At 64.6% G+C, this 14581-nt stretch carries 18 protein-coding genes and 1 pseudogene; 12 read left to right on the plus strand and 7 right to left on the minus strand.

All coding sequences use genetic code 11. The features are described from left to right. Positions 1–88 precede the first annotated feature (88 nt). Positions 89–424: a histone-like nucleoid-structuring protein Lsr2 gene (locus ON40_RS43150; protein ID WP_040831551.1), complete on the plus strand. Its 336-nt coding sequence runs from the start codon at positions 89–91 to the stop codon at positions 422–424. Positions 425–553: 129 nt separating this feature from the next. On the opposite strand, the gene ON40_RS43155 is transcribed toward ON40_RS43150, so the two are convergent. Next, complete coding sequence (locus ON40_RS43155; protein WP_040831552.1) at positions 554–1801, minus strand: COG4705 family protein; 1248 nt, start codon at positions 1799–1801, stop codon at positions 554–556. Between the two features lie 200 nt (positions 1802–2001). Between ON40_RS43155 and ON40_RS43160 the strand changes: the two genes are divergently transcribed. After that, positions 2002–2610 (plus strand): DedA family protein, encoded by a 609-nt coding sequence (locus ON40_RS43160; protein WP_051194483.1) that lies wholly within the window; start codon positions 2002–2004, stop codon positions 2608–2610. 137 nt (positions 2611–2747) lie between these two features. Beyond that, on the plus strand, positions 2748–3116 hold the full coding sequence (locus ON40_RS43165) for a hypothetical protein (RefSeq protein WP_040831553.1): 369 nt from the start codon (positions 2748–2750) through the stop codon (positions 3114–3116). A 37-nt stretch (positions 3117–3153) separates the two neighbouring features. On the opposite strand, the gene ON40_RS43170 is transcribed toward ON40_RS43165, so the two are convergent. After that, complete coding sequence (locus ON40_RS43170) at positions 3154–3783, minus strand: GyrI-like domain-containing protein (protein WP_040831554.1); 630 nt, start codon at positions 3781–3783, stop codon at positions 3154–3156. A 201-nt stretch (positions 3784–3984) separates the two neighbouring features. On the opposite strand from ON40_RS43170, the pseudogene ON40_RS43175 reads away from it, so the two are divergent. Then, positions 3985–5088: pseudogene (locus tag ON40_RS43175) on the plus strand (aromatic ring-hydroxylating oxygenase subunit alpha); the annotation flags it as partial. Beyond that, entirely contained in the window at positions 5081–5509 is a 429-nt protein-coding gene (locus ON40_RS43180) for a hypothetical protein (protein WP_040831555.1), read from the plus strand. The pseudogene ON40_RS43175 and the gene ON40_RS43180, both read left to right, overlap by 8 nt. On the opposite strand, the gene ON40_RS43185 is transcribed toward ON40_RS43180, so the two are convergent. Then, entirely contained in the window at positions 5476–6120 is a 645-nt protein-coding gene (locus tag ON40_RS43185) for a TetR/AcrR family transcriptional regulator (RefSeq protein ID WP_040831556.1), read from the minus strand. The genes ON40_RS43180 and ON40_RS43185 overlap by 34 nt on opposite strands. A 134-nt stretch (positions 6121–6254) precedes the next feature. Between ON40_RS43185 and ON40_RS43190 the strand changes: the two genes are divergently transcribed. Both ON40_RS43190 and ON40_RS43195 read left to right on the plus strand, forming a co-directional pair. Then, positions 6255–6779: a hypothetical protein gene (locus ON40_RS43190; RefSeq protein ID WP_040831661.1), complete on the plus strand. Its 525-nt coding sequence runs from the start codon at positions 6255–6257 to the stop codon at positions 6777–6779. Between the two features lie 28 nt (positions 6780–6807). Next, positions 6808–8010, plus strand: coding sequence for a cytochrome P450 (locus ON40_RS43195; protein WP_040831557.1), 1203 nt, complete (start codon positions 6808–6810; stop codon positions 8008–8010). Positions 8011–8112: 102 nt separating this feature from the next. On the opposite strand, the gene ON40_RS43200 is transcribed toward ON40_RS43195, so the two are convergent. From ON40_RS43200 to ON40_RS43210, 4 genes are all read right to left on the minus strand, one after another. Further along, on the minus strand, positions 8113–9159 hold the full coding sequence (locus ON40_RS43200; RefSeq protein ID WP_245568251.1) for an MFS transporter: 1047 nt from the start codon (positions 9157–9159) through the stop codon (positions 8113–8115). A 73-nt stretch (positions 9160–9232) separates the two neighbouring features. Beyond that, positions 9233–9523 carry an MFS transporter gene (locus ON40_RS55285; RefSeq protein ID WP_245568252.1) on the minus strand — a complete coding sequence of 97 codons (291 nt, stop codon included), beginning with the start codon at positions 9521–9523 and terminating at the stop codon, positions 9233–9235. Next, positions 9520–10092: a TetR/AcrR family transcriptional regulator gene (locus ON40_RS43205; protein WP_235748081.1), complete on the minus strand. Its 573-nt coding sequence runs from the start codon at positions 10090–10092 to the stop codon at positions 9520–9522. Before ON40_RS43205 ends, ON40_RS55285 begins: the two co-directional genes overlap by 4 nt. 214 nt (positions 10093–10306) lie before the next feature. Further along, positions 10307–10951: a TetR/AcrR family transcriptional regulator gene (locus tag ON40_RS43210; RefSeq protein WP_040831558.1), complete on the minus strand. Its 645-nt coding sequence runs from the start codon at positions 10949–10951 to the stop codon at positions 10307–10309. Between the two features lie 131 nt (positions 10952–11082). On the opposite strand from ON40_RS43210, the gene ON40_RS43215 reads away from it, so the two are divergent. From ON40_RS43215 to ON40_RS43235, 5 genes are all read left to right on the plus strand, one after another. Next, a complete protein-coding gene (locus ON40_RS43215) occupies positions 11083–11814 on the plus strand; it encodes a hypothetical protein (RefSeq protein ID WP_040831559.1) in 732 nt (243 codons plus the stop codon). Then, entirely contained in the window at positions 11811–12587 is a 777-nt protein-coding gene (locus tag ON40_RS43220; protein ID WP_040831560.1) for a hypothetical protein, read from the plus strand. Before ON40_RS43215 ends, ON40_RS43220 begins: the two co-directional genes overlap by 4 nt. Continuing rightward, positions 12584–13186, plus strand: a complete 603-nt coding sequence (locus ON40_RS43225; RefSeq protein WP_083896384.1) for a cytochrome c oxidase subunit 3 — start codon at positions 12584–12586, stop codon at positions 13184–13186. The genes ON40_RS43220 and ON40_RS43225 overlap by 4 nt, the downstream gene beginning before the upstream one ends. Before the next feature lie 3 nt (positions 13187–13189). Further along, complete coding sequence (locus tag ON40_RS43230; RefSeq protein WP_245568253.1) at positions 13190–13498, plus strand: cytochrome C oxidase subunit IV family protein; 309 nt, start codon at positions 13190–13192, stop codon at positions 13496–13498. A 368-nt stretch (positions 13499–13866) separates the two neighbouring features. Beyond that, on the plus strand, positions 13867–14565 hold the full coding sequence (locus ON40_RS43235) for a DUF6069 family protein (protein ID WP_051194484.1): 699 nt from the start codon (positions 13867–13869) through the stop codon (positions 14563–14565). The last annotated feature ends 16 nt before the right edge of the window (positions 14566–14581 follow it).

Raw genomic sequence — 14581 nt, forward strand, 5'->3', positions numbered from 1 at the left:
GCCGCCATATGCCGTTGTCCGGCGTCATCGGCGCTGGGATAAGGTTGCCGCTCTGGTTGATTCACCACGACGGAAGGGAATTTTTTCGATGGCCCGCAAGGTCATAGTCGAGCTCGTGGACGACTACGACGGTAAGTCACCGGCAGAGGAATCCGTGCTGTTCTCTCTGGACGGCGTGGAATACGAGATCGATCTGTCGGTGCTCAATGCTGCGGCACTGCGCGGCATCTTCGACCAGTGGACGCCGCATGCGCGCAAGGCCGGAAGAGTCTCGAAGAGTAAGGGACAGAAGGTCTCCCGCTCCTCGGCCGAGCGGGAGCAGACCGCCGCGATCCGGGACTGGGCACGCAAGAACGGCTATTCGGTCTCCACTCGCGGCCGCATCCAGGCCGAAGTGGTGGAGGCGTACAAGAACGCTGGTTGAGAATCGGCCGAGCCGCTGATCCGTCGCCTCCTCGCGCGTCGAATCAGCGGCTCGGCCGGTTGTACGCCGAATTTCCGGTGGTAGGCCGAATTTCGGGGGCAAGAACCCCGCGGGTGGGCCGGGAGTTGATCAACCGAGTGTGGTGAGCAGATCGGTGAGGGTCCGGATTTCGGTCGTCTGATCCGGAGTGTCAGCGCGGACCGCGTGCAGCGCGTCGTCGATCCGGCCGTCGATGATCGTCCAGGACCGTCCGTCCATGGGCTGCAAAGTGTTCTGGTCACGGTCCCAGGCCGTTTCCAGGTCCTTGATCCGGGATTTGGCCGCACCGTGGTGACCGGTCTGGATCAGGGTGAGGGTGTCGCTGGTGATGGTGCGGAACGTGGCGATCTCGGTGGGCGGGAAGTGGGCGTGTGCCGGTGCGGGGGCTGTCGAGGCCGCAGCGGGTGCGGCCTCCTCGTTGCCACTCGCGGCGGCGTGCGGTTGGGCGGACGCCCAGAACAGCAGTGCGCCCGCAGCGATTGCGACGAGCACGTAGTAGCCGAGCATGAGCCGCTCTCGAGACGGTTCGATGGTGGGCGTCGGTGTGGGCGAAGAGTTTTCATCGACAATGGTGTCGCGGCGGGTGCGGGTCAGGTACAGGACCGTCGCGAGGATGGCCACGAGGAACAACACGCTGGTCACCGCGGTGCCCAGGCCGAGGCCGTGGTCGGCGGTGGGGGAGGCCAGCCAGTCGCCGAGATTCGCGCCGAGCGGGCGGGTGAGTATGTAGGCCAGCCAGAACGACAGCACCGCATTCGCGCCCAGTCGACGGCCGAGTGCGATGGCGGCGATCAGTGCGGCGGGCAGCAGCACCGAGATTCCGGGACTCCAGCCGGTCAGCTCCAATGTCCAGTCTCCCGCCGCGGTGCCGAGTGCGAAGGTGACCAGGACGGCGAGCCAGTAGAACAATTCGCGCGGCGTGGTGCGGATGGAGTGGATCGAGAGCGTGCGTTCGCGCAGGAACCAGATGCCGAACACCACGGCCAGGATCGCGGCGAAGACGCTGGTGCTCGACGCGAGCGGGACCGAGAGGCCGTCGGTGAGGATGTCGGTGTAGAGCGTGCCGGTCACGCTGAGCACGACCACGGTCAGCCAGTACACGAACGGCACATAGCGAGTGAGCCGTAGTTGCCAGCTCAGCACCGCCAGGAGAATCACGGTGAACAGCGCTGCGGTGAGGTTCAATCCGACGCCCAGCGTCATATTGATCCAGTCCGCGAAGCTTTCGCCGACGGTGGTGCACAGGATCTTGATGATCCAGAACCACACCGTGACCTCGGGCACCTTGCTCAGCATCCGGCGGATTGCGCCGACACCGGAATCAGTCGTCTCCGTCACGGTCCGTGACGGTAATGATCCGTTGCTGTGTCCCCGCTGAGAAGTCCGGTGAAGACACGGACCACGGCCCAGTGCGATCTCAGCGTGTTCTCAGCGGCGGTCGGCGAGTGTGGCGGTGTGATACCGACCAGACCTGTGCCCAGCTGCCCAGCGGCGCCTGCCGACCTGTCCCTTGTCCGCACCTGTGGACGGGAGGCGTCGTGCAGCAACTGATTCTGTCCTACGGACTCATCGCGATCTTCGTGCTGATGGCCGCGGAGTCGGCCTGCATCCCGATTCCGTCCGAAGTGACCATGATGCTCGGCGGCGCGCTGGCGGCCGGTGCGGTCAGCGGTCCGCATCCGAATCTGATCGCGGTCGTGGTCGCGGGTACCGCCGGTAACGTCGCGGGTAGCTATGTGGCGTGGCTGGTCGGCCGGTACGGCGGACGGCCGGCACTGCACCGCTGGGGTCGCTACATCATGCTGCGGCCCGAGGAGATCGACCGCGCTCAGGACTGGTTCGTGCGTCGTGGCGCGATGTCGGTGTTCTGGGCGCGCCTGCTCCCCGGTATCCGCACTTTCATCTCCCTGCCCGCCGGAATCGCCGCGATGCCGCCGGTGCGCTTCGGCGCGTACACCCTCGCCGGGTGTCTGCCGTGGACTGCGGCGCTGGCCGTGGCGGGCTATGCCGTCGGGGCCAACTGGCACAGCCTCGAACAGTCGCTGCGCGGACCCACCTATCTCCTCGCCGGACTCGTCGTACTGGTTCTCGTGGTCGCCGGGCTGATCGTCCTGCGCCGTCGCCGGGCGGCGACTCCGGTGGAGTGAGCGGCGACGATCAGCGGCGGTTTCTGGAAAGTGATCTTGCCAAATTCGTTATTCTGGTAGAGGATCTTGCCAGAAGTATGACGGGTGTGGCGCGCAGCCCCGATCGATGTGCTGACATCTGCTGCGAAGGAGAGATCATGGATTCGACCATTCCGACTCGGCACCCCGCCGCGCCGCGGTCCGTCCCCGGGGGCTGGCACTACCGCCATCTCACCGGACCGCGCCGCCGTCTCGCGCGCTCCCAGCATCTGTCGATCGCCACCATGTTCCTGGGATCCGGTGCGATGCGGAAACTGGGTCTGCCTCCGGCTGCCGTGCCGTGGTATCCGTTGCTGCGCATACCTTTCAACCTCGTCCGTACCGTCTGGACCCGTGCCGTGCCGGGACAATTCGAGCGCGCCGCCGCCCACGGCCGCGAGGCGCAGCTGGCATTCATTCGCACCCTGACCGGTGCGGAGTCGGCGGTGATCGGCGGCTCCGCCGAACACATCGCCACAGCCGCCTGAGCCGTTCTCACCGGAATCCGTTCTCCCGGAGCACCGTTCAGACCTCGGAACATGCGATCGCCTCGACCGGCTGGCGCAGGATGGTGCGTAGTCTGGCCGGGGCTGTTCGGCGGAAGTCGTTCAGGTAGATCTCGTGGTGTCGGCCGGTCATCGCGAGGCCGGATTCGGGGATGAACTCCTGGTGCATCCTGGCCAGGGTCTCGGCCTCGTCGTCGAACGGGCCGATGTGCAATGTCTGTACGCACCGGCCTTCGTCGAGGGTCTCCAGGCGTACCCGCTCCGGCACCGCCGGATTCTTCACCGCGGCCGCGCTGACGGCGGCCTCGAACATCTCGCCGGTGATCCAGTCCGGAACCATCGACATGATCGTCCAGTTCCAACGGGACTTGTCTCGGGCAGAGGTGAACGTCTCCATCTGCTCGGACCACCACAGTCCTTCCAGCGGCATCACGACGTAGTCGCGGCCGAGATCCTGCTTGCTGGCGAACTTGAGCTTGTACGCCACCGGATACAGCGCCTCGGCCGCCGCGGTGAACTCCGGCGAGGTGTTCGGATCGCCCCGGCCGTCGACCATGACGTAGCGCAGCGGCGGGACCTCGAGCACGCGGAGCTGCCCGGACCTGGCTCGATAGGAGTCCAGCGTCTTACGGAAATCGGTCTTGGTCATGCCGTCCTTCCTCGCCGAGAACCGGAGGTGCGACCACTCTAACGGCCCTCACCGACAACCTTTTTCGTCTCATATACAGACTTGTATCTCAGATACATCTCTGTACAGTTGTGGTGGCGATCACCATCGCGCGCCGCAACCGCAGAGGAGGACGGAGATGCAGTCGACGAAGCCGGGGGAGTGGGTCGATGCCGGGGCGGGGCTGGCCGGCATCGCGGCAATCTGCTGTGCACCGGGCAGGGGAATATGAAACGTTTCCTGTGCCCGTACCATCTGTGGTCCTACGACCTGGACGGTCGCCTTCGCGGTGTGCTGCGCGAGCAGGAGAACGTCGTGTCCTCCCCGGACAAGGAGGGCCTGTCGCTGCTGCCGGTGTCGGTCGACTGCTTCGGTGGATTCCTGTTCCTCAATCCCGATCCCGAGGCCGCGCCTCTGCTCGAATACCTCGGCCAGGAGGTCGCCGACCTGCTCGAGCCCTACCATCTGGACGAGATGGTCACCGTGCTGGATGTGCGAGAGGCGTTGAACTGCAACTGGAAAGTCGTGATGGACGCCTTCGAGGAGGGGTATCACATCTCGGGTATCCATCCGCAGCTGCTGCGCGTCATCATGATCGATCCGGCGAACAGTCGCTACAAGTTCTTCGACGAGCACAGCGTCTCGATGGCTCCGTTCGAGGTCGCCGATGCCGAGAAGTACGGTCCCGAGGAGCAGGTCGAAGGGATTCTGGAGCTTCCGGAGACCTTCCCGTCGGTGCAGGCGGCCCTACCGCGCTTCCGGGAGTTGGTCGCCTCCTATCGAGATGACAAGGGGGAGCTGAATTTTCCCGAGGGAGTCACCGCGCGAACCCTCCTGCAACGCGCCACCCGCGAGACGCTCTCGGGGATGGGCCTGGATCTGAGCGGTCTGACCGACGCCCAGATGAGCGACAACCACGGCTGGGTGCTCTTCCCGAACTTTTTCATGACGGTTCGCGCGGGCGAGGCGACGGTCATCAAGGCCGAGCCGCATCCGGACGGTGACCCGAACCGCTGTGTCTGGCACATCGTGAGCGTGATGTGGCTGCCCGAGGAGCATCGCGGTGCCTTCGAGGCCGAGCCGATCGAGGTCACCGAACCGGGCAGCTTCAAGTATTTCCTTGCCCTGCAACAGGATTACGAACAGATGCCGCGTCAGCAGGCCGGGCTGCGCAATCGGCGGCTGGAATCGATGTCACTGGTCGAAGAGGAGGTCGTCATCGCGCATTACCACTCGGTGATCGACCGCTATCTGGCCGGTGCGAGCCGAGGGGCCGGCGATGAGTGAGATCGATGCCGTGATCGGCGGCTACACCGGATTGCCGCGCGTCGCGTTGCGGTACGGCCAGATCGTCGGCGAACTGGTCAGGGCGGCAAAGGATCCCGGCTTCGGCCCGGACGGGTGGGCGCCGCTGGCCGAGCTGGTGGACATGCCGAATTTCGTGCGTGTCGGCACTTTCAAGGAGGTGCAGAACTGGTCGGAGTACACCGAATTCCTGACCGGGTGGGCATCCTCCGCGGAATGGGACGGCTCGTTCAAACGAATCACCGAAGCCGAGGGGATCGTCTTCCTGGAACTGGAGGAACGCAGCCGGATCGGCGACTTCCGCAGCGTGGTGAACTCCGTGAGCGTCTACGAGTTCACCGCGGACGCCCGGATCCGGCGCATCGAGGTCTACTTGCAGATGGAGTTACCGGCCTCGGGCTGATCCGGATCTGCTTGTCCAGGAACGACATTGGCCATCACCATCTGCAGGAAGGGTTCGAACAGGTCGGCGCCGTCGATATGCCCGTTGATGGTGATGCCGTTGTTGATCGCGATGAGCAGATGCGCGAGCGTGTCGGCGGGCATCCGCAACGTGCCGCCCAGGCGCTCCACATGATCGGTGATGTACCCGGCGAGTGATCGCGCAGTCTCCTCGCGCTTGGCCGCCAGCCGGTGCCGGGCGTCCGGATTACGCAGCAGGAACAGTGAGAATTCCAGGCCCAGTGCGGCGGCGTCCGGTGCGGCGATGGTCAGCTCCCGCCACCGCTGGGCGATCTTGCCGACGTCCAGATCGTGCAGGTTGTCGAAGGAGGTGATCACATCCGCGAAGCCGTCCAGGAAGTTCTGCAGGTGCCGCTCGATGACGACCAGGAAGAGTTCTTCCTTGGTGCCGAAATGCGAGTAGATGGCGCCGCGGGTGTAGCCCGCGACCTCGGCGATGTCCTCCAGGGCCGTGCCGCCGAACCCTTGCTTGGCGAAGACCTCCTCGGCGGCGTCCAGCAGCACCGTCCGGGTGTGCTCGACGCGTCGTTGTCGTGTCCATCGTTCTGCCACGAACCCATCTTCCCAGGTCGCCGATCACGGGCGTCGGCTACGTCCCCAAATCTCGAATACGGAGTCGTATTTCACATACAGTTGTGTATATTTCGAAACATCCACCGCCACAGGGAGATCGGGAGGAGTCCGCGATGAAGCCCGAGGACCGTATCGCCAAGCACCGCCGGATGGCCGAGAACTATCGCGACAAATACGTCCTGCAGCAGGTGCAGCAGGGCGAGACCTACGACGAGTGGGAATTCACCGACGACGCGGTCTACACCTCGCCCTACTTCGTCGCCGAGCAGGAACTGGTGCTCGAGGATGTGGCCACATCTTTCGATCTGGCCGCCACGGTCGAGGCCAAGGCGTATTCGGTGGTCTTCCCGGACTGGAAGCCGGTGGAGTACAAGCTGTGGGCGGCCGACAACGGATTCGTCATGCGGTACCGCTGGGAGGGCACCTCCTCGATCGACGGCGCCGCCATGGGCTTCTACTCGATCAGCTTCGTCGAGACCAACGAGGACGCGCAGATCACCCACTGGTCCACCTATGTCAACGACGAGGAGTACGGCCCGTTCCTGCAGGCGGCCATCGGCGCGCGCGGCCCGTTCCACGGCGAGGAGTACATGCAGGCGCTGAGCCGCCATTTCGAGAAGCACGGCCTGACGATCTGAGCGCCGGGCCCGCCGACAAGGACCAGCGATGACCGCGAGCACCACCGACGAGCTGTACTACGACCCCTGGAACACCGGGCTGAACGCCGATCCGTACCCGATGTTCGCCCGGTTACGTGACGAATCACCCCTGTACTACAACGAGATTCACGACTTCTACGCGCTGAGCCGATTCGAGGATGTCAACCACACGCTGATCGATCACCGGGGTTTCAGCTCCGCACGAGGTGTCGTGCTGGAGATCCTGAAATCCGGTATCGAGATTCCGCCCGGTGTGCTGATCTTCGAGGATCCGCCGATCCACGACATCCACCGCAAACTGCTGTCCCGGGCGTTCACCCCGCGCAAGATCCACGCACTCGAGTCCCGTATCCGCGAGTTCACCGTGCGCTGCCTGGATCCGTTGGTGGGCGGCGATTCGCTCGACTTCGTCAAGGATCTGGGGGCGGTGATGCCGTTGCGGGTCGTGGGCATGCTGTTCGGTATCCCCGAGGATTATCAGCGCCGGGTCCAGCAGGACGGTGAGCGGTTCGTGCGCACCGAGCGCGGCGGCCAGATGACCGACAATCCGGACGGCCCGATCACCGACGGCCAGGTGTTCGCCGATTTCCTGGACTGGCGAATCGCCCATCCCGCAGACGATCTCACCACCGAACTGCTCACCGTCGAATTCGAGGACGAGACCGGCGAGCGGCGCAGACTGCGGCGCGACGAACTGCTGATGTTCATGAACGTCGTCGCGGTGGCCGGCGCCGAAACCACCACCCGGCTGATCGGCTGGTCGGGCAAACTGCTGTCCGAACATCCCGACCAACGTCGTCGATTGGTGGCCGATCGCACCCTGCTGCCCGGCGCGATCGAGGAGATCCTGCGATTCGAACCACCCGCATTGCAGGCGGCGCGCTACGTCACCCGCGATGTGGAATTCCATGGGCAAACCGTGCCGGAGGGCAGCGCGATCCTGACGCTGATCGGCGCGGCCAATCGAGACGAGCGCCATTTCGGCCCCGACGCCGCGGTCTTCGACATCACCCGGGAACCCCGCCAGAATCTGGCCTTCGGCGTCGGCGCGCATTTCTGCCTCGGTAATGCACTCGCCCGGCTCGAGGCGCGAATCGCGTTGGAGGAGATCATGAATCGCTTCCCGGACTGGGAGGTCGATCTCGACCGGGCGATATTCTCCTCGTCCTCCGCGGTGCGCGGATGGGACAGCATGCCGTCCCGGGTCTGAGCTAGAGGTCGCCGGATCGGTTCGGCGATGCGGACGCCGGTTGCGGCAATCCCGCTGTTCCTCTTCGGGATACGTGCCAACCGGATTCCCGGTTGGCGGGAGTCATGACGCTGTCGACGGTAGAGCCGGTCGACGTGGGGATCGCCGCACAGCGATGATCAGCGCGCTGAGGGCGAGCGGGGGTAGCGCCCACAGCGCCGCGGTGATGTAGCCGTCCGAGGTCGGCAGCATGGACCTGGCCGGGGTGGCGGCAGCGAGCAGGAATCCGGCCAGTGCACTGCCGGTGCTGAACCCGATGCTGCGGACGATCTGGTTGATCGAGAGCACGCCGGCCGTTTCCGCTCCGGGCACGCCGACCAGCACGAGCTTGGGCATCACCGAAAAGACCCCTCCGACTGCGAAACCGAGCAGGGCGATCGAGACGAGAACGGCGAGCAACGAGCGGTCGGCGGCGACGAACAGCACGACGGCGGCGATGGCGATCATGGTGGACAGCGCATACGCCCACCGCTCGGTGATGCGAGCGACGAGATACGGCAGCGACTTGCCTGCGACGAACCCCATCAGGGAAAAGGGAATCAATGCCGCACCGGCGGCGACGCCGGGGAGCGCGAATCCGTAGTGCGCGCCGGCGGGTGTCTGCACATAGCGCGTGAGCAGACTGAACAGCAGATACAGCCCTATCCCGACGATGAACATCGCCAGGTTCGCGCGCAGGACGGGCCGCTGTCCGAGCAATCGCAGGTTCACCAGCGGTGCGGCGGTGCGCATTTCGACGATCGCCCAGAGGGCCAGGATCGCGAGAGAGCCGACGAGAATGCCACCGGCCAGCCATGCGGTCGCCCACAACGAAGGTTGGGCGAGGACAAGTAGCAGCCCGAGTGTCCCGAGAGCGAGCAGCAGGGCGCCGGCGACGTCGATCCGGGGCCGCTCGCCGGGCGCTTCAACTGGCAGTACCCGCCAGGCGATGGCAAGCGCGGCAATGGAAAGCAGAAATCCGAGTCCGTATGCGGCACGCAGCCCTGCGAGTTGATCGAGCAGGCTGATCACCGGGTAGCCGACCCCGATGCCCACAGTCGAGGCGACCGACAACGCCGCGATCGTCGATGCCGAACGCTCCGGTGGCAGGTGTGTGCGGGCGACGCTCATCAGCAGCGCCCGACCGCGAGCCCCTGCAGACCGCGCCCGATCAACAAGGCCGCGAACGGAAGTGGCAGTACCGTCAGCAGCCCACCGCGACCAGGGCCAGGGTGGCCAGGATCGTGGTGCGACGGTACGGGCCGCTGCCGAGCCTGCCCAGAACCGGGCCCGCGATCGCACCGATGAACAGAGTCACCGTCAGGGTCCACTGCGCGGCATCGAGGGATACGTGCATTCCGGTGGCGACCGGAGTGATCAGTGGCGCTCCGACACTGCCGATCACCGCTCCCGACAACGCCGTACAGAACAGCGCGACGCTCAACCGCCCGTCCCGGGCGGTGACATCGCTGGAGTCGTCGAGGCGGGTGTTCACCGATTCGCCTCGGTGGTGACGTGCGCGAACAAGCCCGACTGGATTCGGGTGCGGACACCGTCGGCCCATGCCGCGTCGACCTGCTCGACATCCATTGCGGCGCCGACGTTCAGCAGCATCCCGAAGGCGAGGAACGTCTTCACCGTCACCGGTTCCAGACCCGTGCCGTCCTCGGCCGTGCCCCACATCCGCGCGAAACACGCTCGTACCGCGTCGCGCACCTCCGGGTCGCCACAGGCGGCGAAGCCTTGAAGTTGCAGTAGTAACCCGGTCCGATCGGTCAGCTGGTCGAAGTACTGGCCGCCCATCGCCGAGAGTGCTTCCAGCCCGGCCTTTCCCGCGCCCGCCGCTCGCATACCGTCGCTGACGGATTCGAAGGCCGCCTCGACGAGCTCCAGGAACAGGGCTTTCTTCGTGCCGAACATGCGGAAGATGTACGCCTGCGTGATCCCCGCACTTTTCGCGATCGCCTCGGTCGATGCCCCGTGCAATCCATGCTCCGCGAACTCTTTCGCTGCGATGGCCCGTACCTGGGCTCGTCGTTCGGTTCCGCTCATCCGTTCGGCCATGGTGACAAGTTATCAGTTACTAACTACTAACTAAATGTGATGTAGATCCATCCCGTCGCAGATCGCCACGCGGATCCGGATGCGATCCCCGTCATCGGCAGCGGAGTTGGCCTCGGGCCTGGGGTGTCGGCGCGAGCGGCTCGGATGGTTTCTCCCCGGCAAAATCCGGACTGCGACGAAATAATTCGCGAAAGGTGGCAGGAATCCGAAAATTCTAATGATTAACGCCCAAGACTAGTTCGGCGATCTCCCGGGCGAGCGGCTCGGTGAGCGGTTCGCTACCGAAATCGCTTGCGGCCCAACGTCTGATGCTGTCGGTGAGCAGCGTCTGGGCGATCCGCGCGGCGCGGGTGACATCGGTTCGCGCGGGGAGCTTTCCGTCGCGCTGCGCCTGCTGGAAGGGAGTCAGGAACAGGACCGTGAGTTGATCCTGGGCGGTGCCGTCGGCGAGGGCGCGGCGCTCGAGCCGATACGTCTCCAGGATGGTCTCGAAGACCAGTTCCGGTGGATAGTTGCGCATCTGGCTCTCCAGCGGCCCGATGACAGCGGCGATCAGCTCGACCAGTTCGTACGGGCGCGCGAGGACCGTCTCGGCGGCCAGTTGCGCATGGTGCACGGTGAACACCTCCACCGCGAGCAGAACGTCCTCGCGGCGCGAGAAGTACACGTAGAACAGCGCTTTCGATACACCGGCGGCCTTGCAGATGTCGGTGACGGTGGTGTCCGCGAAACCCTTCGTACGCCACAGCGCCAGCGCGGCCTGCATGATCGCGTTCCGGCTGGCCTGGGAGCGGGCCTGCGTCGGAACGGCTCTCGACTGACCGTGGTCAGGCTTGTAGTCGCGCGAAACTGATGGCATAGCAGCAGCATACAGTCCTGACAAATATTGACTACAGTCAGGAATGCTGGGATGCTTCCGCCACGGACACGCGGTGGCCGGAGCATCCACCTCCGGATGCGGTGGCGTGCCCGGCGGAAAGGAATGCGGGTATGCAAGTCCTCCTCGAAGACGAGAACCGCTCGGCGGCAACGAATCTGCGGGCCCAGCAGGCGATCCTCTGGTCGACTCCCGCCGTCGCGGCCGTCCTGCTGGTGCTGTTCGCCGCGTTTCCGGGTTTCTTTCCGCCGATGTCGCCGAATATGACCGCCACGCAGGTGGCCGAGTTCTACCGCGACCACACGGCGATGATCCGGTTCAGCATGGTCGGATTCAATCTCTGCGGGATTCTGATCGTCCCGTTCTTCGTGCTGATCCTGGCCCGGATGCAGCGGATGCGGGGCCAGAGCCACATCTTCGCGTTCTCGTATCTGTCCGCCGTGGTGGCCGGGGCGACCCTGTTCGCGCTGTCGGACATCTTCTTCGCCGTCGCCGCGTTCCGCACGGACCGATCCGCCGATCTCATCCAGGTGCTCAACGATCTGGCCTGGATCTTCTTCATCGCACCGATCGGCATGCTGGTCGCCCAGTTCGTGTTGCTGGCGCTGGCGATCTACTTCGACGACCGTGATCCGGTATTCCCCCGATGGGTGGCGCACTATTCGCTGGTGACGGCCGTGCTCATGGCTCCCTCGGCCGGAGCGGCGGTGTTCCGGGACGGTCCGCTGGCGTGGAACGGCGTGGTGTCGTTCTGGTTGCGCAATATCGCGTTCGCGGTGTTCGTCGTGGTGATGTTCTTCGTGCTGCGCTCGTCCTACCGTCGCGAGGCCCGGGAGTCGGCATGAGTACCGTGACGTCCACCGCCCCGGACGATCCGGCCGAGAGCGCGACGCCCGCACGCGCAATGCGCCCTGACGTCTACCTCAGCTACTGGATCTTCGCCGTCTTCTACGGTGCGCTCTCGGCCGGGGTGATCTTCATGGGCCGGGCCACGCCGCCGCCGCGCCCGGATGTCACCGATATACAGGTGGCGCACTGGTTCGCCCAGCATCATGCGACCATTCGAATCGGTTTCGCGATACTGCTGGTGATCGCCGGGGGTGCGGCGATCTCCAACGGCATCATCGGATATTTCATGAAACGGATGTCGTCGGGATCGGTGCTGTCCTATGCCTATATCGCCAGTATGGCTGTGGGCGCCATTCCCGGATTCCACGTTCTGCTGGTCTGCTGGCTCACCGCGACATTCCGGCCGGATCGCGAGCCGCGGATCCTGCATCTGCTCTACGACCTGGGCATGCTGTCCTACAACGGCTCACTGGGCTGTTTCACGGCCGCCTACGCGGTGATCGCCATCGCCATTCTCTACGACCGGAATCGGATATTTCCCAAGTGGTTCGCCTATATCTCGATCTGGCAGATCGTCACCGAGGTGCTGGCCACGCAGATGTGGGTGTTCCATTCCGGCGCGTTCGCCTGGAACGGCATGATCACCTTCTATATCGCGGTGGTGATCTTCGGGATCTGGGTCGGCTGTCTGCTGCCCATCATGTGGAATGCGGGCCGGGCCGAAACACCCGGTACCCCTGCCCTCTACGCCCGTGAGGACGCGCGATGACGATATCCGATCGAGACGCATCCGACGCGCTGGAGGAATCAGCGGCCCCGGTCACCAGCCGGCTTCCCGGTGACCTGGACATGTGGGTGCTGGTGCTGGGCGACCTGTTCTTCTTCGGCTGCTATTTCATCGTCTACATGGTGTTCCGGGACCGCTCGCCGGATCAGTTCGCGCAGGCGCAGCGACATCTGAATCTCGGTGTGGGCGTTGCTAATACGGTCGTACTGCTGACCAGTTCGATGTTCGTGGCGATAGCGGTGCAGGAAGTCCGGCGCGGGGCTGTCCGGACGGCGGAACGGCTGATCGGCGCGGCGGGCGTCTGCGGCGTACTGTTCGTGGCGCTCAAGGCTTTCGAATGGCATCAGGAGATCACGCACGGATTCACCGTCTCGAACGAATTCTTCAGCTTCTATTTCGTCCTGACCGGAATCCATCTCGCCCATCTCGTCCTGGGCCTTCTGATTCTCGGAATCGTCCTGCGGGAACTGCGGAATCCGGATCTGCGGCGACCACAGATGGTCGAGCAGGGCGCGACCTACTGGCACATGGTGGATCTGCTGTGGGTCGTCATCTTCGCCATTCTCTATCTCATGAGGTGACCCGTGAACTCCCAGACCACCACCCCCGTGCGCCGGATGCGGCCGGACATCCGCAATATCGCGCTCGTATGGCTCGTGCTCGTGGCGATCACGATCCTCGCGTGGTGCCTCACCCCCGAGAATCGGGGAGCCGGGTCCGTACTGGACAGCGTTCTCGTGACGGTCATCGTCGCACTCGGGATAATCAAGTCCCGCTTGATCATCCGGCATTTCATGGAGGTGCGCACCGCACCGCGATGGCTGCGGATCGGCACCGACGTCTGGGTGGTCGTGCTCTGGACGGCGCTGCTCGCGATCAACCTCTATCGGTGACCGTGACCGGTCGCATCCGGTCGGGTCCGGTGCGGCACAGTGGATTGTCATGGGACAGGACGATGTCGAGTCGATCCGCCGGATGGCCGGATCTCGGTCATCCGGCAACGCTCGGCATCGTCGAGTGGATCGATTCGGTGCATGTCAACCCTCCTGCTCGACACGGTGACGATCGGGAATCATCCGCAGGGGTCGGTAGATCGCGAGTCATTCTCGAAGGCGGTAATGTGCGCCCGGATTCGTTATGCCGTAACCGGTTTGATCGTCGCGTTCACGGCTGTTGTTCATGGTGGTGTGTAACAAGTCTCGATAGCGGGTAGAAGTTCCCAGCGAGGAATTGGGTCAGGCCCTACACTCGACGCACACGCATGCTTTTCTACGGAGGTGATCGGCGGTTGAATCCCAGGGATCCGCGCGACCAGCACACGGCACGGTACGAACCCGGCTATCAGCCGGGGAATTATCGTGAGCCCGGCTACGGACGGGATCGCGGGTACGACGCCTATCAGCAGCCCGAGTACGGATATCAACAGCCCGAATATCCGAATCGGCAACCCGAGTATCCGGATCGCCACCCGGAATACGCCGAGTACGGGGATCCGCGGCAGTACCCGGATCGGCCGCCCCGGCAGCGGCAGCGCCAGGGGCCCGAACTGGACCCCGGCAAGTTCATCGGAGGCGTGCTGGCCGCGGCGGTGGTGACGGCGCTGGCTGCCTGGCTGTGTGCGTGGGTCATCCAGATCATCGCCACCAAGGTCACGCAGAGCGGCAAATTCGGGGTGTGGAACCCGATGGCCGAGGATGCGTACTGGTTCGCGGTGGTGGCCTTCCTCTGCGCGATACTCGCCGGAGCCCTGTGGTTTCTGCTGCGCACGGGCACTCCCACGCCCGGGTTGTTCTTCACCTGGATCGTCGGAATCCTCACTGCCGCAGCGGTGATCATCCCGCTGGTGCTCTCCGACGACGTGTGGGTCGGCATCACCACGGGGATCGAACACCTGGTGATCGGCCTGCCGATCCTGAGCATGATCCGCATGGTGGGCGCCAGGAGTGTGGTCTACCGCTGACGGCCGGCGCTGGGCA

Source organism: Nocardia jiangxiensis NBRC 101359, from assembly GCF_000308615.1.
GTDB classification, from domain to species: Bacteria; Actinomycetota; Actinomycetes; order Mycobacteriales; family Mycobacteriaceae; genus Nocardia; species Nocardia jiangxiensis.

Coding starts and splice junctions, on each gene's coding strand:
- ON40_RS43150 (WP_040831551.1), top strand. CDS start 89: ATGGCCCGCAAGGTCATAGTCGAGCTCGTGGACGACTACGACGGTAAG.
- ON40_RS43165 (WP_040831553.1), top strand. CDS start 2,748: ATGGATTCGACCATTCCGACTCGGCACCCCGCCGCGCCGCGGTCCGTC.
- ON40_RS43170 (WP_040831554.1), bottom strand. CDS start 3,783: ATGACCAAGACCGATTTCCGTAAGACGCTGGACTCCTATCGAGCCAGG.
- ON40_RS43180 (WP_040831555.1), top strand. CDS start 5,081: ATGAGTGAGATCGATGCCGTGATCGGCGGCTACACCGGATTGCCGCGC.
- ON40_RS43190 (WP_040831661.1), top strand. CDS start 6,255: ATGAAGCCCGAGGACCGTATCGCCAAGCACCGCCGGATGGCCGAGAAC.
- ON40_RS43195 (WP_040831557.1), top strand. CDS start 6,808: ATGACCGCGAGCACCACCGACGAGCTGTACTACGACCCCTGGAACACC.
- ON40_RS43200 (WP_245568251.1), bottom strand. CDS start 9,159: ATGAGCGTCGCCCGCACACACCTGCCACCGGAGCGTTCGGCATCGACG.
- ON40_RS43205 (WP_235748081.1), bottom strand. CDS start 10,092: ATGGCCGAACGGATGAGCGGAACCGAACGACGAGCCCAGGTACGGGCC.
- ON40_RS43210 (WP_040831558.1), bottom strand. CDS start 10,951: ATGCCATCAGTTTCGCGCGACTACAAGCCTGACCACGGTCAGTCGAGA.
- ON40_RS43215 (WP_040831559.1), top strand. CDS start 11,083: ATGCAAGTCCTCCTCGAAGACGAGAACCGCTCGGCGGCAACGAATCTG.
- ON40_RS43220 (WP_040831560.1), top strand. CDS start 11,811: ATGAGTACCGTGACGTCCACCGCCCCGGACGATCCGGCCGAGAGCGCG.
- ON40_RS43225 (WP_083896384.1), top strand. CDS start 12,584: ATGACGATATCCGATCGAGACGCATCCGACGCGCTGGAGGAATCAGCG.
- ON40_RS43235 (WP_051194484.1), top strand. CDS start 13,867: ATGCTTTTCTACGGAGGTGATCGGCGGTTGAATCCCAGGGATCCGCGC.